This window comes from Ruegeria sp. BJ6, assembly GCF_056537885.1.
Window position 1 is genome coordinate 12,049 of record NZ_JBQFSG010000008.1, and the last position, 25,275, is coordinate 37,323.

General features: G+C 60.6%; 19 protein-coding genes. 6 read left to right on the forward strand and 13 right to left on the reverse strand.

Translation table 11 applies throughout. The features are described from left to right. The 13 genes from ACR0D6_RS15880 to ACR0D6_RS15940 form a co-directional block, all read right to left on the reverse strand. A complete protein-coding gene (locus tag ACR0D6_RS15880; RefSeq protein WP_480766195.1) occupies positions 1–954 on the reverse strand; it encodes a dipeptide ABC transporter ATP-binding protein in 954 nt (317 codons plus the stop codon). Further along, positions 954–1,928 (reverse strand): ABC transporter ATP-binding protein, encoded by a 975-nt coding sequence (locus tag ACR0D6_RS15885; RefSeq protein WP_480452023.1) that lies wholly within the window; start codon positions 1,926–1,928, stop codon positions 954–956. Before ACR0D6_RS15885 ends, ACR0D6_RS15880 begins: the two co-directional genes overlap by 1 nt. A gap of 4 nt (positions 1,929–1,932) precedes the next feature. After that, the gene (locus tag ACR0D6_RS15890) at positions 1,933–2,838 is read right to left on the reverse strand and encodes an ABC transporter permease subunit (RefSeq protein WP_170656389.1); all 906 of its coding nucleotides are present in this window, start codon (positions 2,836–2,838) and stop codon (positions 1,933–1,935) included. Continuing rightward, positions 2,838–3,845, reverse strand: a complete 1,008-nt coding sequence (locus tag ACR0D6_RS15895) for an ABC transporter permease subunit (protein ID WP_170656391.1) — start codon at positions 3,843–3,845, stop codon at positions 2,838–2,840. The genes ACR0D6_RS15890 and ACR0D6_RS15895 overlap by 1 nt, the downstream gene beginning before the upstream one ends. Beyond that, positions 3,845–4,942, reverse strand: a complete 1,098-nt coding sequence (locus ACR0D6_RS15900) for a M24 family metallopeptidase (protein WP_480766196.1) — start codon at positions 4,940–4,942, stop codon at positions 3,845–3,847. The genes ACR0D6_RS15895 and ACR0D6_RS15900 overlap by 1 nt, the downstream gene beginning before the upstream one ends. Positions 4,943–5,009: 67 nt before the next feature. Further along, complete coding sequence (locus ACR0D6_RS15905) at positions 5,010–6,596, reverse strand: ABC transporter substrate-binding protein (RefSeq protein ID WP_170656395.1); 1,587 nt, start codon at positions 6,594–6,596, stop codon at positions 5,010–5,012. Between the two features lie 296 nt (positions 6,597–6,892). Further along, the gene (locus ACR0D6_RS15910) at positions 6,893–8,422 is read right to left on the reverse strand and encodes a DHA2 family efflux MFS transporter permease subunit (protein ID WP_480766197.1); all 1,530 of its coding nucleotides are present in this window, start codon (positions 8,420–8,422) and stop codon (positions 6,893–6,895) included. After that, positions 8,419–9,396, reverse strand: coding sequence for an HlyD family secretion protein (locus ACR0D6_RS15915; protein ID WP_480766198.1), 978 nt, complete (start codon positions 9,394–9,396; stop codon positions 8,419–8,421). The genes ACR0D6_RS15910 and ACR0D6_RS15915 overlap by 4 nt, the downstream gene beginning before the upstream one ends. A gap of 49 nt (positions 9,397–9,445) precedes the next feature. Then, positions 9,446–9,766 carry a cytochrome C oxidase subunit IV family protein gene (locus ACR0D6_RS15920; RefSeq protein WP_170656401.1) on the reverse strand — a complete coding sequence of 107 codons (321 nt, stop codon included), beginning with the start codon at positions 9,764–9,766 and terminating at the stop codon, positions 9,446–9,448. Next, the gene (locus ACR0D6_RS15925) at positions 9,759–10,391 is read right to left on the reverse strand and encodes a cytochrome c oxidase subunit 3 (protein WP_170656403.1); all 633 of its coding nucleotides are present in this window, start codon (positions 10,389–10,391) and stop codon (positions 9,759–9,761) included. Before ACR0D6_RS15925 ends, ACR0D6_RS15920 begins: the two co-directional genes overlap by 8 nt. Beyond that, entirely contained in the window at positions 10,388–12,478 is a 2,091-nt protein-coding gene (locus ACR0D6_RS15930) for a cbb3-type cytochrome c oxidase subunit I (RefSeq protein ID WP_480766199.1), read from the reverse strand. Before ACR0D6_RS15930 ends, ACR0D6_RS15925 begins: the two co-directional genes overlap by 4 nt. Beyond that, complete coding sequence (locus ACR0D6_RS15935) at positions 12,475–13,449, reverse strand: cytochrome ubiquinol oxidase subunit II (RefSeq protein ID WP_480766200.1); 975 nt, start codon at positions 13,447–13,449, stop codon at positions 12,475–12,477. The genes ACR0D6_RS15930 and ACR0D6_RS15935 overlap by 4 nt, the downstream gene beginning before the upstream one ends. 159 nt (positions 13,450–13,608) lie before the next feature. Beyond that, positions 13,609–14,484 (reverse strand): LysR substrate-binding domain-containing protein, encoded by an 876-nt coding sequence (locus ACR0D6_RS15940; RefSeq protein WP_480766201.1) that lies wholly within the window; start codon positions 14,482–14,484, stop codon positions 13,609–13,611. A gap of 110 nt (positions 14,485–14,594) precedes the next feature. Here ACR0D6_RS15940 and ACR0D6_RS15945 point away from each other — a divergent pair, with 110 nt between their 5' ends. From ACR0D6_RS15945 to ACR0D6_RS15970, 6 genes are read left to right on the forward strand one after another with little or no spacing between them, the layout of a single operon-like run. Then, positions 14,595–16,139 (forward strand): trimethylamine methyltransferase family protein, encoded by a 1,545-nt coding sequence (locus ACR0D6_RS15945; RefSeq protein WP_480766202.1) that lies wholly within the window; start codon positions 14,595–14,597, stop codon positions 16,137–16,139. Continuing rightward, positions 16,136–17,425, forward strand: coding sequence for an aspartate aminotransferase family protein (locus ACR0D6_RS15950; RefSeq protein WP_480766203.1), 1,290 nt, complete (start codon positions 16,136–16,138; stop codon positions 17,423–17,425). Before ACR0D6_RS15945 ends, ACR0D6_RS15950 begins: the two co-directional genes overlap by 4 nt. Then, entirely contained in the window at positions 17,422–19,824 is a 2,403-nt protein-coding gene (locus tag ACR0D6_RS15955; protein ID WP_480766204.1) for a GcvT family protein, read from the forward strand. The genes ACR0D6_RS15950 and ACR0D6_RS15955 overlap by 4 nt, the downstream gene beginning before the upstream one ends. Next, complete coding sequence (locus tag ACR0D6_RS15960) at positions 19,821–22,232, forward strand: FAD-dependent oxidoreductase (protein ID WP_480766205.1); 2,412 nt, start codon at positions 19,821–19,823, stop codon at positions 22,230–22,232. Before ACR0D6_RS15955 ends, ACR0D6_RS15960 begins: the two co-directional genes overlap by 4 nt. A 2-nt stretch (positions 22,233–22,234) precedes the next feature. Beyond that, positions 22,235–23,596, forward strand: coding sequence for an amidase (locus ACR0D6_RS15965; protein WP_480766206.1), 1,362 nt, complete (start codon positions 22,235–22,237; stop codon positions 23,594–23,596). Further along, entirely contained in the window at positions 23,593–25,266 is a 1,674-nt protein-coding gene (locus ACR0D6_RS15970) for a thiamine pyrophosphate-binding protein (protein WP_480766207.1), read from the forward strand. The genes ACR0D6_RS15965 and ACR0D6_RS15970 overlap by 4 nt, the downstream gene beginning before the upstream one ends. Positions 25,267–25,275 lie beyond the last annotated feature (9 nt).

Consider the following 25,275-nt stretch of genomic DNA (forward strand, 5'->3'; position numbering starts at 1 on the left):
CTAAAGTGGGTGAAAACACGCCGCCTGGTGCGTCTCGCCCTCCATCTGCGGCGCTTGCTTCCGGCATTCCTCGGTCGCCTTCCAGCAGCGCGGCGCAAATGCACAGCCGGGGGGGACGTTCATCGGGGATGGCAGTTCACCTTCCAGCTTGATGCGGTCTTTTTTCGCCTCGGGGTCCGCCCGCGGTGTCGTGGACAGCAGCGCCTTGGAATAGGGATGTTTGGGCGCGGCAAACAGATCTTCCTTGCTGGCCTTTTCGACGGCGCGGCCCAGATACATGACGATCACGTCATCGGCAAAATGTTTCACCACTGACAGGTCATGAGAGATGAACAGATAGGCAAGGTTCAGCCTGTCCTGCAGTTCGACCAGCAGGTTCAAAATCTGACTTTGGATCGACACGTCCAGCGCCGAGACGGGCTCGTCCAGCACCAGAATGCGCGGGTCCAGCATCAGGGCCCGGGCAATCGCGATCCGCTGCCGCTGCCCGCCTGAGAACATGTGAGGGAAGCGGTCGAAATGTTCCGGTCGCAAACCCACCAGCGTCATCATCTCGCGCGCCTTCGCCTCGCGGTCTTCGGCAGTGATATCGGGGCGGTTGATGACCAGCGGCTCCATCAGGATGGTGCCGATTTTCTGGCGCGGGTTAAGTGAGCCATAGGGGTTCTGAAACACGATCTGCACGGCCTCGCGAAGGCTGGACCATGCGGCGGGGGTCACTTCCTTGCCGTCGATGGACAGCCGCCCGGCGGTGGGCTCCTCGATCATGGTGACTAGGCGGGCCAGCGTGGACTTGCCACACCCGGATTCACCCACGATGGCAAGTGTCTTGCCCGCTTCGAGTTCGAAATCCACCCCGGCAAGTGCCCGGACGGTCTTGGCTTTGGACAGGAACCCTTCCTTGACCTCATAAAACCGGGCAAGCCCTTCGGCTTTGACGATTGGCGCGGTCATCAGGCGGTCTCCTTCTGGCCGGTCAGGGCATAGTGGCACAGGGCGCGGCCAAGTTCCGGCCCGTTGGGCACGGGTGGCGTGGTATTGCATTTCTCATCGGCATACTGACAGCGCGGTGCGAACAGACAGCCCGCCGGACGGTCGAACTGACCCGGAACAACGCCCGGGATCGACGGCAGGAATTTTGATGTTGCCCGTTCCGGCAGCGCTGCCAGCAGGGCTGCGGTGTAAGGGTGATGCGGGTGACGGAACAGATCGCGGACGGGCTGTTCCTCGACCTTCTGGCCTGCATATTGCACCTGAACGCGCTCGGCGGTTTCGGCCACCACGCCCATATCATGGGTGATCAGAACCAGACCCATGCCGGTTTCATCCCTTAGCGAGACCAGCAGATCGAGAATCTGCGCCTGAATGGTCACGTCCAGCGCCGTCGTCGGTTCATCCGCGATCAGCAGTTTGGGGCGGCAGGCGATCGCCATGGCGATCATCACCCGCTGGTTCATACCGCCGGACATCTGGTGCGGGAACACGTTCAGACGGCCCTCGGGCGCGGGGATGCCGACCTGTTCGAACAGCTCGATCGCCCGCTTGTGCCGCGCCTTGCGGTCCAAACCCAGATGGATGCGCAGCGCCTCCTTGATCTGGAACCCGACAGTGAAGCACGGGTTGAGCGAGGACATCGGCTCCTGAAAGATCATCGCCAGATCCTTGCCGACGATTTTGCGGCGGTCGCGGGCGGACATGCCGCGCAGGTCGAGCCCCTCAAACGTCATCTCGTCGGCGGTGATCGTCGCCGTCCACGGCAACAGGCCCATCAGCGCCAGCATCGACACGGATTTGCCCGAGCCGCTTTCGCCCACGATGGCCAGGATTTCATGTTTGTCGAGTGTCAGGTCCACACCGTCCACGGCCCGGAACTGGCCCGAAGAGGTGGCGAAATCGACAGAAAGATTGCGGATGCGCAACAGGCTCATGTCATCAGCTCCGCTTGAGTTTCGGGTCGAGCGCGTCGCGCAAACCATCGCCCATCAGGTTGATGGCCAGCACGGTCACAAGGATGGCGAGGCCGGGGAAGGTCACCACCCACCATGCGCGCAGGATGAATTCGCGGGCCTCGGCCAGCATCGTGCCCCATTCCGGTGTGGGCGGTTGCGCCCCCATGCCGAGAAAGCCCAGTGCGGCTGCATCGAGGATCGCAGTCGAAAACGACAGCGCCCCCTGCACGATGATCGGCGCAAGGCAATTGGGCAGAACGGTGATGAACATCAGCCGTGGCAGCTTGGCGCCCGCGACCTTGGCCGAGGTCACATAGTCCTTTTGCCGTTCGGCCAGCACCTGTGCACGAGTCAGGCGCACATAATGGGGCTGGAACACGATGGCGATGGCGATCATCGCATTGGTCAGCGAGGGGCCAAGAATGGCCACCAGCACCAGTGCCAGCAGCAATGACGGGAAGGCCAGAATGATGTCCATGATCCGCATGATCAGGGTATCGACGGATTTCGGCGCAAAGCCAGACAGCAGGCCGATGATGATCCCGCCCGAGGCGGCAACGGTCACAACGACGATGCCCACAAAGAACGAGTAACGCGATCCTGCAATCAGCCGCGACAGCATATCCCGACCCAGCGGGTCAGTCCCCAGCGGGAACTGCCAGCTACCGCCCTCGGCCCATGCCGGGGGTTGCAGGATGTGATCGCGGAATTGCTCGGTCGGATCGTAAGGAGCCAGCCATGGGGCCAGCGCGGCGCACAGAACGAAGGCCGCAAAGAACCACATACCGATCACGGCACCACGGTTTTCGCGGAAGTAATACCAGAACTCGCGCAGCGCGCTGGGGCGGGCGGGGGTGGTTGCGGGGGGTTGAATTGCCTGATCCGCCATTACCGTTTCCTGATCTTGGGGTTGATCACGCCATAGAGCACGTCAACGATGAGGTTCACGATCATCACGATGGTGGCAATCAGCAGCAGGCCACCCTGCACCACCGGGTAATCGCGGCGGAAAATACTGTCGACCATCCACTTGCCGATACCCGGCCAGCTAAAGATCGTCTCGGTCAGAATAGCCCCGGCCAGCAAGGTGCCGACCGACAGGCCGATCACGGTGATCACCGGGATCAGCGCGTTGCGCAACGCATGCAGGCCATTGATCCGCGCGGGGCTGAGGCCCTTGGCGCGGGCGGTACGGATATAGTCCTCGCCCAATACTTCCAGCATGGCCGAGCGTGTCTGTCGTGCGATCACCGCCAATGGGATGGTCCCCAGAACGATGGTCGGCAGGATCAGGTGCCGCACGGCGGATTTGAACGCGCCCGCCTGCCCCGACAACAAACTGTCGATCAGCATGAAGCCGGTGACGTCATCGAACCAATAGATCAGGTCGATCCGCCCTGACACCGGCGTCCAGCCAAGGTTGCCCGAGAAGACGATGATCAGCAGCAGTGCCCACCAGAAGATCGGCATGGAATATCCCACAAGCGCCGAGGACATCAGCAGCCTGTCAAAGAACTTGCCCCGGTTCACCGCCGCGATCACGCCTGCAGGAAGGCCCAGCATCACCGCAAAGATCATCGCGCAGAGAGACAGTTCCAGCGTCGCCGGGAACAGAGAGAAGAACTCGTCCCATACCGGCTTTTTGGTGACAAAACTTTCGCCTAGATCGCCATGCATGACGCCCCAGAGGTAGTCGGTGTATTGCTGCCAGACGGGTTTGTCGAAGCCCAGCTTCTCGACCATCTCCTGATAGCGTTCCTCGGTCATGCCGCGTTCACCGGCCATGACAATGATGGGATCGCCCGGCAGAACCCGGATGAACATGAAAGATATGAACGTCACCCCGATGAATGTCGGCAGGAACGTTCCCAGTCTTGATAACAAGTAGCGTAGCATCAGCGACCCACGACCATGAGGTCTTTTGGAAAGGTTGTCAGGCTGCGATAGCCATCTTCGGTGATCAGCACGTCATCTTCGATCCTGACACCAAATTTGCCCACCGCATAGAGGCCGGGCTCATTAGTATAGACCGTGCCCGCTGGCAACACGGCGTGATTGCCGCGCATGATATAGGGCGCTTCGTGCACGTCCCGGCCCAGCCCGTGGCCGGTTTTGGTACGGATGCGGTCGGCATAGGGCGACGCCTCAAGCACGCCGGTCACCGCATCGTCGATCTGATGCGCGGTGACGCCCGCGCGGGTAACATCCATCCCTTTCAGGTTGGCAGCAAGGACGGTGTCATACACTGCGCGCCCTTCATCCGATACCTCACCGACAAAGACGGTTCGGGTGATATCGGCGGCAAATCCGTGTTTACGTGCGCCAAAATCGAAAAGCAGCGCATCCCCTGCCTGAATTTTGTAATCGTCGCGCGCATGGGCATGCGGCAGGGCCGAGTTTTCACCGGCTGCAACGATGGGCGAAAAGGCCATGCCATCCGCGCCTTCGGCGAAAAGCGCATGGATCAGCGCGGCCTCGATCTGTTTTTCGGTCTGACCGATCCGGACATTATCCAGAACCTGTTGCAGGGCGCGCTCGGAAATGGTGATTGCGGCCTCAAGCGCGGCCACATCCTCGGCCGTCTTGATCATGCGCAGGCCCGATATTTCACGTTCGGCATCAATGATCTGCACGTCACCATAGGCCTGCATCAGCGCGTGGTGGACAAAGACGCGCATGACCTGCCCCTCGACGGCCAGCCGTTTCAGCGGCAGATGCGCGGCCAGCGCGGCAAAAGCGTCGGCATAGCCGGTCTGGTCGCGCCAATCGAATACGGCGCCCTCAAACCCAACAAGGGCCCAACTGTCCAGTTCCAGATTGGGAACGATGGCTGCCGGGGCACCTTCGGTGGGGACCACCACAAGAAAGGGACGCTCATGGCTCATGAAACTCTGGCCGAGGGCGCGGGTAAAGTTCGGCCCGGGCACCAGCGCCACGGCATCAACCGACAGATCGCGGGCGGCCTGGCGGTATTCGGCTAGGCGGTCAGTCATTTATTCATGTCTCCGCAGACAAAAAGAACCGGGGCTGCAAAAGCAGCCCCGGTCCGGGTTCAAGTGATTATTCGACGCTTACGCCATAGAAGATGTGACCGCCCAGCGGGTGGACCTTGTAGCCCTTCACATTTTCCAGCATCGGCATGAAGACGACCGAGTGTGCGATGGTGGCCCAAGGTGCCTGATCCTTGAAGATGGTCTGCGCCTCTTCGTACAGCTTGGTGCGCTCGGCAACATCGGTCGACTGCTTGGCCTTGTTCACCACGTCGTCGAACGGCTGGTGACACCACTGCGCGCGGTTCGAAGCTTCGACACCGTCGCAACCCAGCAGAACGGCAAGGAAGTTGTCCGGATCACCATTGTCACCGGTCCAGCCCAGCAGAACGGCACCGTCACGGTTCAGTTCTTTCGAGCGCGACAGGTACTCGCCCCATTCGTAGGACACGATCTCGACATCGACACCGACCTTGGCAAAGTCCGCCTGGATCAGTTCAGCCATGCGGCGCGCATTCGGGTTGTACGGACGCTGCACCGGCATCGCCCAGATCTTCATGCTCAGATCGGTAACACCTTCGGCTTCCAGAGCGGCCTTGGCTGCTTCGGGATCATAGGCATCGTCCACGATGGCTTCGTTATAGCTCCACATTGTGGGCGGGATCGGGTTCTTGGCGACCTGACCCGAACCCTGGAACACCACGTCGATGATGGCATTCTTGTCGATGGCCATGTTCAGCGCCTTGCGGACCTTCGGGTTGTCGAAGGGTTCCATGGTGGTGTTGTAGGCCAGATAACCGACGTTCAGACCTTCCTGCTCCATCATGTTGATGGCCGGATCGTCCTTCATCGCCTGAATGTCAGCCGGGTTCGGATACGGCATGATGTGGCATTCGCCCGCCTTCAGCTTCTGATAGCGCACAGATGCGTCGGGGGTGATCGCAAAGATCAGCTGGTCGATATCCGCCTTGCCGTTCCAGTAGTCGGCGTTGGCCTGATAACGGATCACAGCGTCCTTCTGATACGCCACCATTTCGAACGGGCCGGTGCCGATCGGAGCGGTGTTGAGCTTTTCAGGCGTACCTGCGTCCATCATCGCCTGCGCGTATTCCGCCGACAGGATGGAGGCAAAGTCCATTGCCATGTTGGCAACAAACGGTGCTTCGGGCGTGGCGAGGGTGAACTTGACGGTGTGATCGTCGATCTTTTCAACCGATTTCACCAGATCCGGCATGCCCATACCGTTGAAGTATTCCCATGTGCCGCCGTTGACCTTGTTGAACGGGTGGTCCTCAAGGCGCTGACGCTCAAAGGTAAAGATCACGTCGTCGGCGTTGAAATCACGGGTCGGTGTGAATTCGTCGTTCGAATGGAACTTGACGCCCTTGCGCAGGGTAAAGGTGTATTCCAGACCGTCATCGCTGGCTTCGACACTTTCAGCAAGGCCGGGGATCACGTTGGTGGTGCCGGTCTCGAATTCCATCAGGCGGTTGTAGATGGGGTGCGACGAGGCGTCGAAGGTGGTGCCGGCGGTAAACAGCGCCGGGTCGAACCCTTCGGGTGAACCTTCGGAACAGTAGACGAGCGTGCCTGCCGCCATAGCGGGTGCAGTCATCAGACCAAGGGCGGCGGTTGCCGCCAGGATTCTGGATTTCATTCTCTCCTCCTCAGTTGGAAAAGTTGGATCGCTTGAGCGATTCCGGTTGAGACACCCCCCGGTTCGTTTGTGTTGACCGGGAAACTTCATCTGGTTTTCATTATATTGCATCCAATATCAACCGCTTTCGGCCAAGATTTCCGGATTTCGGGAAAGATTTTTGTCGCTTTTCGCGACAAAGTGCCGTTTTTGGCCGATTTACTCAGGCGCTTACAAAACCGGCGACCTCGCGCCGAACAAAAGTCGGCCTCATTCGTTGGCCGGAACCGGGTGCACCGTTGATCTGCCCGTTCGCCCTAGTGAACCGGCGCACCCTGCGCCGCTCCGGCCTTGGGTGGGCGGCAGAACAAAAGCAGCGGCAGCGTCGCCAAGGCCACCAGACCCAGGTTGTTGAATACCGTGAGATAGGACAAAAGCTCGGCCTGGTTGGAGACCTCCTGCGCCAGAATCGCCGCGCCTTCTGCGCTGTCAGGCGTCAGCCCGAGCGGCGCCAGATAGGCCTGTGCCGCCGGGTTATAGGGGGTCACGAACTGCGTCAGCTGCGCGGTATTGGTCTGCAGCCCGCGTACCACCCACGTGCCGACGATGGATATACCGATCGAAGATCCCAACTGACGCGTCACACTGAACAGGCCGGACGCCTCGTCCTGGCGCGCCTGGCTGATGTTTTCGAATGCCAGAATCGAAAGCGGCACAAACACTAGCCCCATCCCCGCGCCACTGACCACACCGGGCCATGCCAGTTCCCAAAAACCGGCATTCATGTTCAGCGCGCCAAGCATGAAATTGCCCGCCGCAATCAGGCTCATCCCGATTCCGGCCAGCACACGCGGGTCAAATCGCCCGACAAGAACGGCGCCGGTGATGACCATCGAGGCCCCGGCCGCGATACCGCGCGGAATGAACAGGTGCCCGGATTCGATCACCGGATAATCCAGAAGGGTTTGCACAAATGTGGGCAGGATCGCGATGCTACCGAACAGCGAAACCGCAAAACCCGCGATGATCAAGTTGCACATGGCAAAGTTGCGATCCGCGAACAGGCGCAAGTCAACGATTGGCTTGTCCTGCGTCAGCGCATGATAAAGCAGCCCGAGCGCCCCCAGAATCGAGGCGATGACCGCAACCTGAATGACCCGCGACGACAGCCAGTCCTTTGTTTCGCCCTGATCCAGAACAAATTGCAGGCATCCGATGGCAAGCGCGATCAGCGCAAGACCGGTCCAGTCGATCCGGATGTCCTGAGTTTCATCTTTTGGCAGTTCGCCTGACAACAGCAGCAAGGCCAGCGCAGCAACCGGCATGTTGACGAAAAACACCATCCGCCACGAAAAGTACTCGGTCAGCCAAGCCCCGATCGTCGGTCCGAGGATCGGGGCGACCACCACACCCAGCCCGAAAATCGCCATGGCCTGACCGCGTTTTTCGCGGGGAAAGGCATCAAACAGGATGGATTGGGACAGCGGGATAAGAAAGGCGCCGAACATCCCCTGCGCCAGCCGGAAGACAACGATTGTCTCAAGGCTCCAGGACAGGCCGCACAGGATGGACATCGCCGCAAAACCTGTCACGGCGGTCAGGATCAGCCGCTTGCGTCCGATGCGGCGGGCGGCAAACCCGGTCAGCGGCATCACCACCACCGCCGAGACAATGTAACTGGTCAGAATCCATGTGGCCTGATCGGTGGTGGCGCCGAATGCGGCCTGAATATGCGGCAGCGCGACGTTGACGATGGTGCTGTCCAGCACCTCAAGCATGGCGCTGAGCACCACGGCAACGACAATGACGGCGTTGACGCCGCTTCGCGTAACCGTGGCATCGCTCATTTTGCGGCTTTCGTGGTGTCGACGGTCACATTCGTGCTGCCACCCACGCGCAGGGGCGCATCGGTCGGATCAAGAAAGATGCGCACCGGAAAGCGGCGCGTAACCTTGACCCAGTTGCCGCTGGCATTTTCTGGCGGCAGCAGCGAAAACGTGTCCCCTGACCCGCGCCCGATCGAACCGACGGTTCCGGTCAGTTTCGTGCCCGGCAACATGTCGACCGAGATCGAGACGGGCTGACCCGGGCGCACGCGCGGCAGGTCGGTTTCCTTGAAATTCGCATCCACCCACCATTCCGAGGACTCGACAATCGCAAATTGCGGGGCGTTAGCGGATACGGACGACCCTACCCGCAAGGTCAGGTTGGCAATCCATCCATCTGCAGGCGCGATGATCTTGGTCCAGGCCAGGTTCGTCTCGGCGATCTGAAGCTGGGCCCGCGAGGACAGGACCGCATCCTGTTTGGCCGCAAGCCCGCTTTGCAGCGACAGTAGGCGCGATTGCGCACCCGTCAGCTGTGCCGAGGCCTGCGCGAAATTCGATGTGTTCTGATCCAGACTTGCCTGAGCAAGATCGCCGGATGAAAACAGCGCCTTTGCCCGTTCCAGATTTTTCTGCGCCGTGTCAAAAGCGGATTGCGTACTGTCCACTGTGGCCTGGGCCGCTGCGATCTGAGTGGCATAGGCTTCGGCATCCTTGATAGCGGAATCCAGATCGGCACGGGCCTGATCGACCGTCGCGCTGAATTGCGTGTCGTCGATTGCAAATAGCAGGTCCCCTGCGCTGACCTTCTGGTTTTCGATCACGGCCATTTCCGAGACCTGCCCCGTCACCTGCGGAGCGATGTTGATGATATTGGCGCCGACATAGGCGTCCTGCGTCGATGGATAGCGCTTTTCGTGCTGCCAATAGAAGAAAAGACCGACCGCGATGCCTACAACCAGACCTACCGCCACTAGAAGTTTGAGTGATTTCATTCCTGCCAACCTTTGTTTTGTTAGCCCGATCCCCATCGTTTTGGCGAGGTCACCCCATATGCATCCGCATCGCCAGATTGCCCAATATCCACACCGTCCCGAGGATGATGATCAACAGTACAAGCGTCGAGAACAGCACCAGATCCAGATCCTCGCGGCTGCTTCGGCGGCGATCGATGTGCAGGAAATAGATCAGCTGAACCACAAGCTGTGCCAAACCAAGCAGGCCAATGCTCAGATAAACGCCGACAGTTTTGATGCCATACCGGTATGCGATGACAAACACGGCGAGGGTCAGAGCCAGCGACAGACCGTATCCGATCACATATCTGCGCCGCTCGCGCTTGTGCATCTCGCTCCTTCTATCCATAGGTCAGCCCCCCGAAATAGACGATGGTGATGATGCCGATCCAGATCAGGTCGAGGAAATGCCAGAATAGCGCAAGTCGCATCACGCGGGATTTCATCAGGTCGGTCATTCCCATGACCCGCAGCTGAATCCCCAGCACGATCAGCCACAAGCACCCCACCGCAACATGCAGCCCGTGCAGCGGAACCAGACCGTAGAATGCTGACAGGAAACCACTGCGCTGTGGCACCCCGCCCTGCGCGGCCATCGACATGAAATCGCGGATTTCCAGCACCAGAAAGCTGAGACCCAACAGCAAGGTCAACCCGAACCAGAACACAATCCTGACCCGTGGCAGGTTGTATTTCAGCGCCAGCGAGGCCAGCCCCACCGTCAAACTGCTGGTCAGCAGGATCAGGGTCTGGGCAAAGATACTGTAGAGGTCGAACAGCTCATGCGGCCCCGGCCCGCCCGCCTGCGCATCGATCATCGTGATGTAGATGGCGAACATCAGGCCGAAATAGACGAGATCGCTCATCAGAAAGACCCAAAAGCCGAACTGAACCCTTTCCGTCGCCTTGTGGGCACTGGCGTGATCCTCGCCCAGATTCAGGCCGGGATAGCTGTGTCTCGGTGCGCGTCTCATGTGGCGGCCTCCAGATCGGGGCCAGCAAGACCGCGGTTTTCCGGAGCGGTTTCGTGATCGCGGTCCACCGGAGCGGCACTGCGGACCAGTTCGAGCCATGCTTCGTGCTGTTTGCGGACCTCTGCGGCGGGGATGATTTCCTCGGTATCGGTGTTAAAGCTCCAGACGATGACCGACAGGATGATAAGAACCGACACCAACGCAGCCAGCCACCAGATCCACCAGACCAGCGCAAACATCCAGACACCGCTGAGCACGCACAGGATGAAGCCGATAGACGTGTTTTTGGGCAAGGCGATATCCTCGTAAGCTTCGGGTGACGGATAGGCCTCGCCCCGCTCCTTGGCGGCGGCGAAGTCATCGCGTTCGGTCACTTTCGGAATGATCGCGAAATTATAGGGCGGCGGCGGCGCCGGGATCGACCATTCCAGCGTGCGACCGTCCCACGGATCGCCGACCGGTACGCGGGATTTATCGCGGTCGCGGATGCTGACCCACAGCTGGATCAGGATCGAAAACAGCGCGCAGGTGATGATGAGAGCTCCAAGGATCGCAACGATCATGTAGGGGTGGAACGACGGGTCGCTGTAACTGAACGACCGGCGCGGCATTCCCATCAGACCGACGAAATACAGAGGCATGAAAGTCAGCAGGAAGCCGACGGTCCACAGGATCGCCGACATCCGGCCCCAGAATTCATTCAGGCGGAACCCGAAGGCCTTGGGGAACCAATAGTTGTACCCGGCCAGCATCCCGAACAGCACCCCCGGCAGCAGCGCGTTATGGAAATGCGCCACAAGGAACAGGGTGTTGTGGACCTGATAATCGACGGTTGGATTGGCCAGAACCACACCGCTCAACCCGCCAATCACAAAGAGGATCAGGAAGGACAGGCCGTAAAGCATGGGGACCGACAGGCGAATGCGCCCACGATACAGCGTGGCCATCCAGTCATAGACTTTTACGCCCGTGGGGATGGCGATCAGCATTGTGGCAATACCAAAGACTGCGTTGATCAGCGCGCTTTGCCCCATGGTGAAGAAATGATGCAGCCAGACGGTAAACGACAGCACCGCAATCGACATGGTTGCGATGACAAGAGACGGATACCCATACAGCCGCTTGGCTGAGAAGGTGGCGAAGGTTTCGGAATAGATGCCATAGGCGGGCAGCACGAGCAGATAGACCTCGGGGTGGCCGAACAGCCAGAACAGGTTGGCATAGTTCATCATGTTGCCGCCAAGATCATTGGTGAAGAAATGGAAATCCAGATAGCGGTCAGCGGCCAGCAGCAGGGCGGCGACCCCGAGCGGCGGCATGGCAAAGATGATCAGGATCGAGCTGCAGATGATGGTCCAGCAGAACATCGGCATCCGCATGAACTTCATCCCCGGCGCGCGCATCTTGTAGATGGTGACGGCAAAGTTGATCCCGCTGAGTGTGGTCCCGACGCCCGACACGACAATGGCCCAGATCCAGTAATCCGGCCCCACCCCGGGATTGAAGGCCGCACCAGTATAAGGGGGATAGGCCGTCCAGCCGCCGGTCGAGAATTCGCCCACCACCAGCGACACCATCAGCATCATGCCTGCGGAAACGGTCAGACCAAGGCCGATCTGGTTCATGACGGGAAAGGCCACGTCCCGCGCCCCGATCTGCAGTGGCATGATGAAGTTGATGACGCCGACCACAAAGGGCACGGCGACAAAAAACACCATTATCGTGCCGTGCGTGCTGAACAGTTCGGCAAAATGGTCGGGTTCCAGAAACCCGTTATCCGGCCCCATCGCCTGCTGCGCACGCATGACGACGCCTTCCAGCACGCCGCGCGCCAGCATGACAATTGCCAGCACGATATACATGATGCCGATTTTCTTGTGATCGACACTGGTCAACCAGTCGCGCCACAGAACACCCCACAACCGAAAGTATGTGAGCAGACCCAACACCGCGACGACGCCGACAATGACAACGGCTGCCGCCGCGTTGGCGACGATCTCATTCACGCCGGGATTCTGGATCAGTGCTGTGATCGGCAGCGCATCCCAGTTCAGGCGGCCAATGAAACTGTTCTCGACCGATGTCATTGATCTGCCTCCTGCGCAGCAGTGCCTGCCTTGAACTCTGTGGTACCGGGCTGATCTGCGCGCGGCAGCGGCTTGCCGCTGTGGTACCGGGAGATGATCGACCGGAATAGATCATCCTGAACAGTGAAATACAGTGCCGCGTCGGGCATATCAGGTGTTCCCAAAGCCGCCTGAACCTCGTCCCGGTCCGAACGCATGGCGAGCGTGCCATACGTCGCCTCATCCAATGGGATCCCTACAGATTTCACCTGATCGACCCAGGCGTCAAAGCCGCCATCCTCCATGGCGAGGGTCGCGAATTTCTGCTTGGTAAACCCGCGGCCATTATACTGGGTGTTTTCCCCCTGCATCCGGCCCGGCACATCCGCTGACAGATGCAGCTGCGTGGTCATACCGGGCATTGCATAAATCTGGCCGGCCAGCGCGGGGATCATGAAGGATTGCATGACGGTATCGGTGGTCAGGGTCATGGCCACCTGACGTTTTACGGGAATGCCCAGTTCGCCCACAGTAGCGATACCGAGATCGGGATAAATAAACAGCCATTTCCAATCGAGACCGACCACCTGAACGCGCAGGGCCGGATCGTCGCCGAACGGAGCGGAATACGGATCAAGCCGGTGCGTGGCTTTCCAAAGATAGTAGGACAATAGCGCCACGATGGCGATCGGAACGCCCCACATCAGCAACTCAAGCCAGACGGAGAAATCCCAGTCGGGCCGATAAGCGGCGTTTCCGCCCTTGCGGCGGCGGTATCGCAGAACGATCAGCGGCACCAGAACCAGAACCGGGATGACCGCAATCATGATAAGCGCGGTCGCACGGATCAGATGGACTTTTTGCACCGACGCAATCGGTCCTTGCGGGTCCATGAACGTATTGCTGTCGCACAAGGCCGGACCGGCCATTGTTATCAGAGCGGCCGCGGCAAGTGCCGACAGGACCGCAGGTTTCTGTGCCGTTCGTGTCACGCCTGCCTTACCTGTATATGTCTCTGATCCCGTTCGATTATTAGGAGAAAACCAAAATTTCTCAAGGGTTTTGAGACCCCGGCCAGTTTGCAAACAATGTTCAATGCAGCCTCAGTTGCAGCGAATTCCGGGTTTTAGATGGTAAATGACCGGTCAAATTTACCCTGCCGGTTCCTGTCCTTCGGATAGCCAGTTCATAACGGTTCTTACCCGTTTGGTGGATCGCGCCTCGGGCACTTCTACGAAATAGCCATGGCTGGGCGGGATATTCTCGTCGAAGATTCTGACAATCCGCTTCTCGCTGATGTCCTGAGCGATCAACGGCAGCCAGCCCAGGATGACCCCCTGCCCATCCGCCGCGCCCCGCAGCAGAACATTGGCATCTTCAAACACAGGGCCACGCAGATGGTCGGGCGTGTCCACGCCCAGGGCGCGGAACCAGTCAAGCCATCCCCAATGGTCGCGCTGATGCAGGATCGGCACATCCAGCAAATCCGACGGTTGCCGGAACGGGCCGTGACGTCGGATGAAATCAGGGCTGGCAACTGCGACCGGCCGCAACTCCAGCAGCTTCACCGCGCTGGCCGATACATTCTGAACTCGTTCCCACCGAATGATGATATCGGCCCCCTGCCCACCGACCGACATGGGCCGATAAGACGGGACGACCTCCAGTTCGATGCCCGGATGACGATCCCAGAAATCACTGATCCGGGGCATCAGCCAGCGGGCGGTGAAAATGGGACCGGCAGCAATCCTGACAACGTTGCGGGATCGACCCTGCAGGATATCGACGGTTTCTTCGAGAACGGTAAAGGCCTGTTCGGTGGCCTCTGCCAGCCGCTTTCCATCTTCGGTCAATGCAATCCTGCGACCGGACCTGTCGAACAGGCGAATGCCAAGTTGTTCCTCGAGACCGCGCACGTGATGGCTGATTGCTGTGGGGCTGACCGATAGCCGAGAGGCCGCTTCTCTGAAGCTGCCGAGCCGAGCCGCCGCATCAAACGCGCGCAATGAGGGCAAAGACGGGAGCATGGCAAACCTATCAGATGAGTCAAACTCATCTAATGTTGAGAAACCTGTCTTTGTAAACAGGGATTTTCCGGTGTGTTTTGACTTCACCAACAAAGTAGGCTCATGAGCGAATGGCACCTCAATCGCGGCGGCGAGGTCGAAAAGACCGTATAGCCCGTGCTCAGCTACCGGATGAACACCCAGCCGTCTGGCCGGGAGTCGAAGGCGGTCGGTTCAAACCGCTTGCGCCGCATGAGGTCGAGCTGGTCGAGGAAAGCGTTCTTTCACTGCTGGAAACACTGGGGCTGAGTCAGGCGACCCCGTCGATGATCCGCCGTGTCACCAACGCCGGGGGCAGCCTGACCGGGGATGGCCGCCTGTTGTTTCCGCGAGCTCTGGTCAATGCGGCGATAAAGGACGCGTGCCGTGGATTTTCCTTGTGCGGCCAAGACATCCAGCACGATCTGCGTATCAAGGACGCGCGCGTGCACATGTCCACCGGGGGCGCGGCGCCGGGTGTGTTTGACATCGAAACCGGGGCCTATCGCGACTCGACCCTGAAAGACCTGTATGATGCCGCGCGCATCTCGGACCGGATGGAGAATATCCATCATTTCAGCCGCTCAGTCGTGGCGCGCGATATCGCGGATAACGCCGTGATGGATCTGAACACGGCCTATGCCTGCTTGATGGGCACGTCCAAACATGTCTCTATTTCCATCAGCGAGCCGGAAAACGTGTCCGCCATTGCCGAATTGTGTTATCGGGTCGCCGGTAGCGAGCGGGCATTTCGCGACCGGCCTTTTCTGACGGTGATGGTCTGTCATGTGGTGCCGCCGATGCGGTTTGCCGAAGACGCCTGCGAGATTCTGGAGCGGGCCATTCAGGCGGGTTTCCCCGTGCAACTGATCAGCGCCGGTCAGGCCGGTGCAACCAGCCCGGCGACGATAGCGGGGTCTTTGGTTCAGGCGGTTGCGGAAACGCTGGCGGGGCTGGTGTTTGCGCGTCTGGTCGACCCGCAGGTCCGCGCGATATTCGCACCAAAGCCGCTGGTGGCCGATCTGCGCACCGGGTCCATGTCCGGCGGCGGTGGCGAACAGGCCATTCTGATGGCAGCGGCGGCACAGATGGGGCGGCATTTCGACCTGCCGACCAGTTCCATCGCGGGCATCACCGACGCCAAGACACTGGATGCGCAATATGGCGCAGAAAAGTCGCTGGCCGTGGCCATGGCAGCGCATGCCGGATCGAACATCGTGACGCAGGCCGCCGGCATGCAGGCCAGCCTGCTGGGCGTGTCGCTTGAGGCTTATGTCAGCGACAATGACTTGCTGGGCAACATCTTGCGTACCATTCGCGGGGTCGAGGCGACACCGGATAACATCGCTGCCGATGTGATTGCCAACGTGTGCCGGGGCGAAGGTCACTATCTGGGTGAGACGCACACCTTCGGCCGTATGAAATCGGACTATTTCTATCCTCATCTCGGCGACCGCCGTACCCCGCGCGAATGGCAGGAGGACGGGGCAAAACCGGTCGGAGAGGCCGCAAAGACCGCGGCGCGCGAAATTCTGGCCTCACATTACCCGTCCCACATCGACGATGCGACAGACAGGGCGCTGCGCGACGCCTTCGACATCCGACTAAGCCGCGCTGACATAGGGAGGCCGGAATGAAATCCGAAGCCCTTGCGGAACGGGCCCGCAAAAACTTACCCGGTGGTGTCAGTCACGAATTGCGATACCGGGAACCATATCCCATCTGTTTCGACCGGGCCGAAGGCGCCGAAAAATGGGATGCCGACGGTCGGCGCTATGTGGATTTCAAGATGGGATCGGCCAGTCAGATGCTGGGCCATTGCCATCCCGCGATTGTGCAGGCGGTGCAGGAGCAGGCCGCGCGATCCCTGTTTTCCGCCGACTGCCATGAAGCGGAGGTCGAATGGGCCGAATGGGTGAACCGGCTTTTTCCATCGGCCGACCGAACCCGCTTTACCTCGTCCGGGACCGAGGCGACGATGCTGGCACTCAGGCTGGCGCGCGCATGGTCGGGCAAGGACAGGGTGCTGCGCATCGACGGCCATTTCCACGGCTGGCACGATCACGCGATGAAAGGGGCCAAGGCCGGCAGCGATGCACCATCGACGCTGGGCGTTCCAGACGCGGTGAACGATCTGATCGAGGTGTGCGCCGCCGATCCACAGGCTGCGGAAAGCGCATTGCAGGACGACCGCATCGGTACCGTCATTATCGAGGTTTCAGGGGCAAATTACGGCAGCATTCCGATGTCTACGGACACGCTAAAGGGCATTCACGATGTGGCGCGCGCGGCGGGCACGGTTCTTATCTTTGACGAGATCATCACCGGGTTCCGTTGGTCGCCTGGCGGACGCCAGGCGCGCGACGGGATCACCCCGGACCTGACGACGCTGGCCAAAATCGTGACCGGCGGCCTGCCGGGTGGCGCAGTTTGTGGACGGGCAGAGATCATGGAGCTTATGAACAACGCCGCCGTCCGCGATGGCCTGTCCCCTCCGGTCAGTCACAAGGGCACCTTCAACGCCTCGCCCCTGATCGCCGCCGGGGCCTGTGCGGCGATGCCGCTGCTGGCCTCGGGACAGGCGCAGGCACAGGCGGACGCCATGGCGCAACGTTTGCGCGACGGCATGAATGCGATCATGTCCCAGCTTGGCGTGAGCGGGTTTGCCTATGGCGAAAGCTCAGCCTTCCATGTGCATTTCGGGAACCGTGATCTGAGTGGTTTGACCCCTGCCCAGATACGCGGCCTGCCGGGGGACGTTGTTCGCGCCTATCGGAACGGGCTGCTGGAGCGGGGTGTCGACATGATGTCCTACACATCGGGCGTAACCTCGGGCGCGCATGAGGTCAGTCATATCGACAAGGCGCTTGACGCATTTCGCGACACACTGACGGAAATGATCCGGGACGGGGTGCTACAATGAGCCTACCCAATCACGCGCGCACGGTCATCATTGGTGGCGGGGTCATCGGCTGTTCGGTTGCCTATCACCTTGCCCGCGAGGGGCGAAAGGACATCGTGGTACTGGAGCGATCCAAGCTGACATCCGGCACCACATGGCACGCCGCCGGACTGGTGCGGCGGTTGCGCCCTTCGGCGACGCTGACCAGACTGATCAACTACTCGATCGACCTTTATGGCGAGCTGGAGAGAGAGACCGGTCAGGCCACAGGCTGGACCCAGACCGGATCACTGACACTGGCGACCAATCAGGACCGGCTGACCAACATCAAGCGTCAGGTCTCACTCGGTCGAGCCTTCGGGCTTGAGGCGCATGTGGTCGATGCAGCGCGCGCCAAGGAATTGTGGCCACTGATCGAGGTGGACGATGTGATCGGGGCCGTGTGGTCACCGGCTGACGGGCGGGTCAACCCGTCGGATGTGGCACTGGCCCTGTCCAAGGGTGCGCGGGCACGCGGTGTGCGGTTTTTCGAAGACACGGCTGTCACTGGATTGCAGAAGAAGGGCGGGCGCATTTCCGGCGTCAAGGTTGGAGAGCACCTCATCACCGCTGATGAGGTGGTGATCGCCTGCGGTCTGTGGTCCCGCGAGGTCGCCGCAATGGCCGGGGCAAACATGCCGCTTTACGCTTGCGAACATTTCTACATCCTGACGAAACCCCTGCCCGAGGTTCAGGCGCTTGGACCCGGCACGCACCTGCCGACGCTGAACGATCAGGACGCGTTTCTGTATGCCCGCGATGACGTTGAGGGGTTATTGGTCGGATCGTTCGAGCCACATGCGAAGGGCCTGCCGCTGGATCGCCTGCCCGCCGATTTCTCGTTCGATCTGCTGGATGAAGACTGGGATCACTTCATGCCGATGATGGAGAATGCCCTGCGCCGCATTCCGGCGCTGGAAAAGGCCGAGGTGCGGATGCTGCTGAACGGACCAGAGAGCTTTACCCTCGACAGTCAGTTCATGATCGGGGAAAGCCCGGACGTGCCGGGGCTATTCCTGCTGGGCGGGATGAATTCGACGGGTATCGCTCTGGCTGGCGGGGCGGGCAAGGCAATGGCGGACTGGATCATCGCGGGTGAGCCGACGGTGGACCTGAACGAGGCCGACATTCGCCGCTTTGGCCCCGAGATGAACGTTCTGGGCGCGCTTGAGGAACGGATACCCGAAGTTCTGGGCCGTCATTATGACAACCCCTATCCGGGCCGCGCCATGACCACGGCACGCGGTCAGCGACGCTCGCCCATCCACGCAGGGCTTGTGAAGGCAGGCGCCCTGTTCGAAAGTCGCGGCGGCTGGGAACGCGCGGTCCATTTCGGCGGCGAGGCGGCGCATCTGCCGCTGACGTTCGGTATTCCGAAGTGGCGCGAGCAGGTAGGACGCGAAGTTGCCGCCTGCCGGGCGGGCGCAGCCATTCTGGATCAAAGCGCGTTTGGCAAGATCATGGTACAGGGACCGGATGCCTGCGCTTTCCTCAATCGGCTATGCGCGGCGGAAATGGACATTGCGACCGGCCGCATCGCCTATAGCCAGATCCTGAACCGCCGGGGCGGGATCGAATCCGATGTGACGGTACAGCGACACGGGTCGGACATGTATCTGATGATCACCGGGGCCGGAGAGGTTGTTCGCAATTTGCAGCGGATGCGGGACCTCAGACCGGGTTTTCGCGTCGAAATCACGGATCTGACCAGCGGTTACGCAATCATCGGTCTTGCGGGCGTCCGCGCGCGCGAGGTTTTGCAGGCGACAACCAACACCCCGGTTCCCGATTTGAAACGGTTTCATTTTGCCCCGGTCGAGGTTGGTCTGGCGCGGGGCTGGGCCGGACGGCTGAGCTTTACCGGCGAAGACGGGTACGAGTTGTATCTATCTTCGGACATGGCGATGAGCGCCCATGAGGCTTTGGTGGCTGCGGGAGCAACGCATGCTGGTCTGTACGCCTCGGGCAGCTTGCGGATCGAAAGCGGGTATCGGGCGTTCGGGCATGAACTGACGCCGGGCGTGACGCCGGTGGAGGCTGGATTGCAGCAGTTCTGCGCCATGGGCAACGGCTTTGTCGGGGAAGAGGCGATACGGCAAGCCGGTACACCCGAACGCATGATCGTCTCGATACTGTTTGACGATCCAAACGCCATCCCGATCCATGACGAACCGATCTATTACGAGGATAAAGTGGTAGGTCAGATCACCTCAGCCGCATGGAGTGACCGGTTGGGGTGCACGGTTGCACTGGCGATGTTGACCGGGGTTCTGGATCGCATCCGGTCCGAACCTGTCATCGACGGGTTCGAGGTGGAAATCGCCTGTACCCGTTTCGCCGCCCGCGCTACGGCCAAACCGATCAAAGAGGTATTTTCATGAGCGATACGCTGCGAACCACGCAGGTCGCCATCATCGGTGGCGGGATCATGGGTGTCGCCACTCAGTTCCAACTGGCCGAAAACGGTTGGACGGATACGATCCTGTTCGAAAAGTCCGAGCTGACCTCGGGCTCGACATGGCATGCGGCGGGGCAGATCGCCCATGCGGTTGGCAGCCGGGTAATGGGTTGGATCAACAAAACCTCGATCGAAACATACAAGCGGGTCGAACGGGAAACCGGGCAGTCGATCGGCTGGCACGAGGTTGGCGGGTTCCGCATCGCCACAACGGATGACGAGGTGGACTGGATGAAGTCCATCATGGGCGTCGGCAAACTGCTGGATCTGCCCATGGAACTGGTCGGGCCGGATGAGGTGGCCCAAGGCAATCCGTTCTACCGCGTGGATGACGTGAAGGCCGCCGTTCGAACCTTTGAGGATGGCCATATCGACCCTTCTGGCGTCACGATGGCACTTGCCGCCGCCGCTCGCGCGCGGGGCACAGTGATCGAACGCCGCAACCGGGTGACCGGGGCCAGCCGAAAAGGGGATATGTGGTTGCTGCGGACCGAAGCCGGCGATGTTCTGGCCGAACATGTGGTGATTGCCGCGGGGTCTTATGCCAATCAGGTTGGAGAATGGTTCGGTCTGACGATCCCGTCGGTTTCCTGCCTGCATCACTATCTGGTGACTGACGCCGTTCCTGAATTCGAGGGCCGCGCAGAACTGCCGGTCATGCGCGACAACGCCTTTGGCGGCTATATTCGGCAGGAGCAGAAATCGGGGCTGATCGGCATCTACGAAGGTCACGTCTGCCCAACGGTTTGGGAAATGCCCGATGGCGCGCCCTGGGCGGCTGAAAATGAGCTGTTTCAGGCTGATTACGACAGTATCGGCGATTTTCTGATGGTGGCTTTCGGCAAGATGCCGATCCTGGCCGATCTGGGGATCAAACGCGTGGTGCGCGGTGCCATCACCCATACGCCGGATGGGGGCATGCTGGTCGGACCGTCGGGCGCGCCGAATGTCTGGCTGTCCTGCGGGTCGTCCATCGGGCTGGCCTGGGGCGGCGGTGCAGGCAAGGTGCTGGCCGACTGGATGGTGCATGGTGAAACACAGATCAACACGCGCGGGCTCGACCCGCGCCGGTATGGCAATTTCGCATCCGACCACTTCATCGTCGAGCGCACGAAAGATGAGTTCATGCGGCGCCACGACACCCCCTGCCCCGGCAAGCAATTCCATTCGCTTCGGCCCGTGCAGCGCCATCCACTCTATGACCGGCTGGCCACCAAAGGCGCGGTTTTCGGCGAAGTCGCAGGCTGGGAGCGGCCGCGGTATTTCGGTGAGGTTGGCGAACAGGAACAGATCGGCTGGGGTCGGCAGGCATGGCATGAGAACGCAAGGCGCGAAGCGGTGGCCACGCGGGACGCTGCAGGTGTCATCGATCTGTGCGCCTTTGCCCAGTTCGAGATTATCGGCAAGGACGCGGGTAACCTGCTGGATCGCCTGTCCGCCAATGGCATACCGGCCCGTGACGGGCGGATGAATCTGAGCCACCTGCTGACACCCAAAGGCCGGTTCGAAACCGAAATCACGATCTGGCGCATTGCCGGGGACAGGTTTTTCACCGGATCACCGATTGCACGCGCAAAGCCCGATCTGGAGTGGATCAGGGCTCATATCCGTGAAGGTGAAGATGTTCGGATCATCGACAGAACGTCAGATTGGGGGATGCTGGCACTGTCTGGACCCGCGTCGCGCGACATCCTGTCGGACCTCACCCGTACCGACCTGTCGAACGCAGTATTTCCGTGGCTGTCCGGTCAGGAGATCGAGGTCGCCGGGATCGCCTGCTACGCATTGCGCGTCTCGTTTGTTGGTGAGCTGGGGTGGGAACTGCACTGCCCTCTGTCGCAAATCGGTGACCTGTACGATGCCCTTTTCCAAGCGGGACAGGCGCATGGGCTGACCGATCTGGGGTCTTATGCCTTCAACGGGATGCGAATGGAAAAAGCTTATCGCGCGAGCGCCGAACTGACCACTGATGTCGGCCCTTTCGATGTCGGTCTGGAGCGGTTCGTCAAAAGTGACGGGCGGGATTTTGTCGGACGCGCAGCCCTATTGGATCGCAAGCCTGAGTGGGAGTTGCTTTTTGCCGAAATCCATAGTGGCGGTATGGATGTATCGGGGGGTGAACCGGTTCTGTCTGATGGCGCGGTCATCGGACTGACCACATCCGGCGGCTATGGGTACACCGTGGACAAAAGCCTTGGCTGGTTGTTCGTCCGCAGGGGCACACCACGAGTAAATCTGACGGTTCAGCTATTGAACGAAACATATGACGTGACCGTGCATGAAAAGGCTGTATTCGATCCAGAAAACCGACGACCGGATACGGATGGATAATCATGACAGGGATCACGGACCTTAGCGCCACAGAACTTGCAAAGCGTTTGCGCAATCTGGACCTCTCCCCAAGTGAGGTTCTTGCCGCGTGCCGCGCACAGATCGAAAGGCATCAACCTGCGATCAAAGCCTTTGTCACCCTCGATTGGCAAACAGCAGAGTCCCGGGCAGCCGAACTGGACCAGATGGCTGCGCGCGGGGAATTTGCCGGGCCGCTTCATGGAGTGCCCGTGGGGATCAAGGATGTTTTCGAAACTGCGGATCTGCGCACCACTTGGGGGTCGCAGAGTTTTGCGAACCATGTGCCGCAACGGGACGCGATGCACGTAAGCCGTTTGCGACAAGCCGGGGCGGTCATCGTCGGCAAGACCAACACACCCGAGTTTGCCTTTTCCGGGCAAACCGCAAACCTTGTTGTCGGAACAACCCGCAACCCGCTGAACCCGGCGAAGACCGTCGCCGGCAGTTCGGGCGGTGCGGCCGCTGCACTGGCTGCGCGTATGGTGGCGCTGGCGGATGGCTCGGATCTGGGCGGCAGCACGCGCACGCCTGCCGCTTGGTGCGGAGTGGTCGGGTATCGGCCAAGTTCGGGGCTGGTGCCGATGTCGCCGAACCCGACCCCGTTCGACGGCTTGCATGTTCCCGGACCAATGGCTCGAACCGTCACGGACCTGACGCTCATGCTGGAGGTCATGCAAGGTCGCACGCCATCGCAACCGTTGATGTTTGACGGCATCCTTCCCGGCCTGGCCACACTGGAACAGTCCGACCCGCCGGGACGACTGGCCCTGTCGCTTGCCCCGTTCGAGGCGCGCGTCGATCCTTCGGTGCAAGCTGCCATTGCGCCGGTTGAAAGCTTGTGTCGCGAGTTGGGGTGGCAGGTCGAACAGGGCGCCCCGAATCTTGCGCCCCTTCTGGAACATGGCGACTTGATCCGCGGGCAATCGGCCCTTTCAGTACGCGCAATGCTGAACCCAGACATGGCACTGGCGGGTGAAAGCTTTCGGACCGCCTGCGCGCAGGCCGAGGCGCTGAGCCTGATGGATGTGATTGCCTATCAGCACACCCGTACGCAGGTTTGGGAACATGTCGTCAACTTTTTTGAACGCTACGATTTTGCCCTGTGGCCAACCGCCACCGGCCTGCCCTTTGATGCAGATCTAAAAGATGGCGAGATCACCGAGGACTGGCAGACCGTTACCCTGACGCCGGTGATGGAACTGCCCTCGATCTCCCTGCCGTTCGGTACGTCCTCGGACGGAATGCCGGTTGGCCTTCATATCACCGGGCCCAAAGGTTCGGACGCTAAACTTCTGCGCTTTGCCCGAAGCATCGAGCGCGCATTGACCGGAGAAAGTTCATGAAACTCATAAACGGCGGAGAAGCGGTTTACCGCGTGTTGAAAGCCAACGGCATCGATACGGTATTCGGCCTGTTGGGCGGTTCGATGCTGGAGCTTTACGACGCGATGTATAAAGGCGGCGAGATTGCCTATGTCGGCGCGCGCGACGAACGGGCGGCGGGCCACATGGCCGATGCCTGGGCGCGCATGACCGGCAAACCCGGCGTCGTGCTGGGCGCGCAGGCCGGGCCCGGTGTCGTGAACATCGTAACCGCCGTGGCCGAAGCGTATCTGGCCTATTCGCCTTTGGTGGTCATCGCTGGTGCCATCACCCGGGCGGATCAGGCCAAGGACACGTTTCAGGAGGTCGATCAAGTCGCCCTGTTTGCCCCCATCAGCAAACGATCGGTCATGGTGACCGACCCGTCGCGGCTGGTTCCGATGCTGGAAGACGCAATTCGGCTGGCCAATACCGGACGTCGCGGACCGGTCGTGCTGCACGTGCCGCGCGACCTATTTGCGGCAGAAGTCCCGGCGATTGATCCCGTGGCCATCAAAGTGGCGCAATCGGGCCCGGCGGCGCCTGCGGATATTGCGGCCATTGCCGCGATGCTGTCTGCCGCGCAGCGGCCCGTCATTTTTGCCGGGGGTGGCTTCAAATGGGGTCAGGGACGAGACGCGCTGACGAAACTTGCAGAGACGTTGGAAGTTCCGGTCGTGGCCTCGACCGGTCATGCGGACGTGATGCGCCACGGGCATCCGTGGTTTGCCGGCCAGGCGGGGCCGCGCGGCAACCGGGTGGCCTCGCGCCTGACCAAGGAGGCGGACGTAATGGTCGTGCTGGGTGCGCGGCTGGGTTTCAATTCGACCTTTCACTCCCACGACTATGTCGGGCGAAACACGCGCATTGCGCATGTGGATATCGACGGGTCTGCCACCGGACGGTACTTTCCTGCCGAGATCGCCGCACAGGGGGATGCCCGTCTGACAGCCGAGGCCCTGACCCACGCCGCAAACCGTCCAGACGCTGAAGCTTGGCGAGCGGAATTCCGAAAGGACATGGAAGATTTGGCAGCGGAACGTCAGGCCGAGGCAGAGATATCCACCCTGCCCCTGCACCCCCGGCGCGCTCTGGCAGAAATACGCGCTGTCCTGCCGGAAAATGCGGTCGTTACACTTGATACAGGCAACACATGCCTGCAGGCCGCAGATCGGCTTGCACATTACGAGCCCCTGTCGCTGATTACGCCGTTGGATTTCGGGCTGGTTGGGTTTGGATTGGCCGCAGCCGTCGGAGCCAAGGCAGCAACACCGGAACGGCCCGTGGTGGCGATCATGGGTGACGGGGCTGTTGGCTATACGATGATCGAAATCCAGACGGCCATTCAACACGGCCTGCCGATAGTGATCGTCGTACTCGACAATCAAGCCTGGGGGGCTGAAAAGGCCTATCAACAGGAATTCTATGGCGGGCGCTTGCTGGGTGCGGAAATCCAATCCCCGAGGTACGACAAATTCGCCGAGCTTTGCGGCGGTAGGGGGATTTGGGTTGAAGGACCGGGGGAGCTTGGATCTGCGCTGCAGGCCGCAATAGCCAGCAATGAAACAACGGTTATCCAGGCCCGCATCGACCCCGGCGCGCTGATGACGCTGCGCAAGGATCTGTTCAAGACCCCCGACCGGAATGAGTAACCGGAGCTC

Excerpts from the sequence above, each read along its gene's own strand:
- ACR0D6_RS15955 (WP_480766204.1), top strand. The coding sequence starts at position 17,422 with ATGAGCCTACCCAATCACGCGCGCACGGTCATCATTGGTGGCGGGGTC.
- ACR0D6_RS15965 (WP_480766206.1), top strand. The coding sequence starts at position 22,235 with ATGACAGGGATCACGGACCTTAGCGCCACAGAACTTGCAAAGCGTTTG.
- ACR0D6_RS15910 (WP_480766197.1), bottom strand. The coding sequence starts at position 8,422 with ATGAGCGATGCCACGGTTACGCGAAGCGGCGTCAACGCCGTCATTGTC.
- ACR0D6_RS15930 (WP_480766199.1), bottom strand. The coding sequence starts at position 12,478 with ATGACATCGGTCGAGAACAGTTTCATTGGCCGCCTGAACTGGGATGCG.
- ACR0D6_RS15880 (WP_480766195.1), bottom strand. The coding sequence starts at position 954 with ATGACCGCGCCAATCGTCAAAGCCGAAGGGCTTGCCCGGTTTTATGAG.
- ACR0D6_RS15925 (WP_170656403.1), bottom strand. The coding sequence starts at position 10,391 with ATGAGACGCGCACCGAGACACAGCTATCCCGGCCTGAATCTGGGCGAG.
- ACR0D6_RS15915 (WP_480766198.1), bottom strand. The coding sequence starts at position 9,396 with ATGAAATCACTCAAACTTCTAGTGGCGGTAGGTCTGGTTGTAGGCATC.
- ACR0D6_RS15890 (WP_170656389.1), bottom strand. The coding sequence starts at position 2,838 with ATGGCGGATCAGGCAATTCAACCCCCCGCAACCACCCCCGCCCGCCCC.
- ACR0D6_RS15950 (WP_480766203.1), top strand. The coding sequence starts at position 16,136 with ATGAAATCCGAAGCCCTTGCGGAACGGGCCCGCAAAAACTTACCCGGT.
- ACR0D6_RS15895 (WP_170656391.1), bottom strand. The coding sequence starts at position 3,845 with ATGCTACGCTACTTGTTATCAAGACTGGGAACGTTCCTGCCGACATTC.
- ACR0D6_RS15970 (WP_480766207.1), top strand. The coding sequence starts at position 23,593 with ATGAAACTCATAAACGGCGGAGAAGCGGTTTACCGCGTGTTGAAAGCC.
- ACR0D6_RS15960 (WP_480766205.1), top strand. The coding sequence starts at position 19,821 with ATGAGCGATACGCTGCGAACCACGCAGGTCGCCATCATCGGTGGCGGG.
- ACR0D6_RS15885 (WP_480452023.1), bottom strand. The coding sequence starts at position 1,928 with ATGAGCCTGTTGCGCATCCGCAATCTTTCTGTCGATTTCGCCACCTCT.
- ACR0D6_RS15940 (WP_480766201.1), bottom strand. The coding sequence starts at position 14,484 with ATGCTCCCGTCTTTGCCCTCATTGCGCGCGTTTGATGCGGCGGCTCGG.
- ACR0D6_RS15945 (WP_480766202.1), top strand. The coding sequence starts at position 14,595 with ATGGCACCTCAATCGCGGCGGCGAGGTCGAAAAGACCGTATAGCCCGT.
- ACR0D6_RS15900 (WP_480766196.1), bottom strand. The coding sequence starts at position 4,942 with ATGACTGACCGCCTAGCCGAATACCGCCAGGCCGCCCGCGATCTGTCG.
- ACR0D6_RS15905 (WP_170656395.1), bottom strand. The coding sequence starts at position 6,596 with ATGAAATCCAGAATCCTGGCGGCAACCGCCGCCCTTGGTCTGATGACT.
- ACR0D6_RS15920 (WP_170656401.1), bottom strand. The coding sequence starts at position 9,766 with ATGGATAGAAGGAGCGAGATGCACAAGCGCGAGCGGCGCAGATATGTG.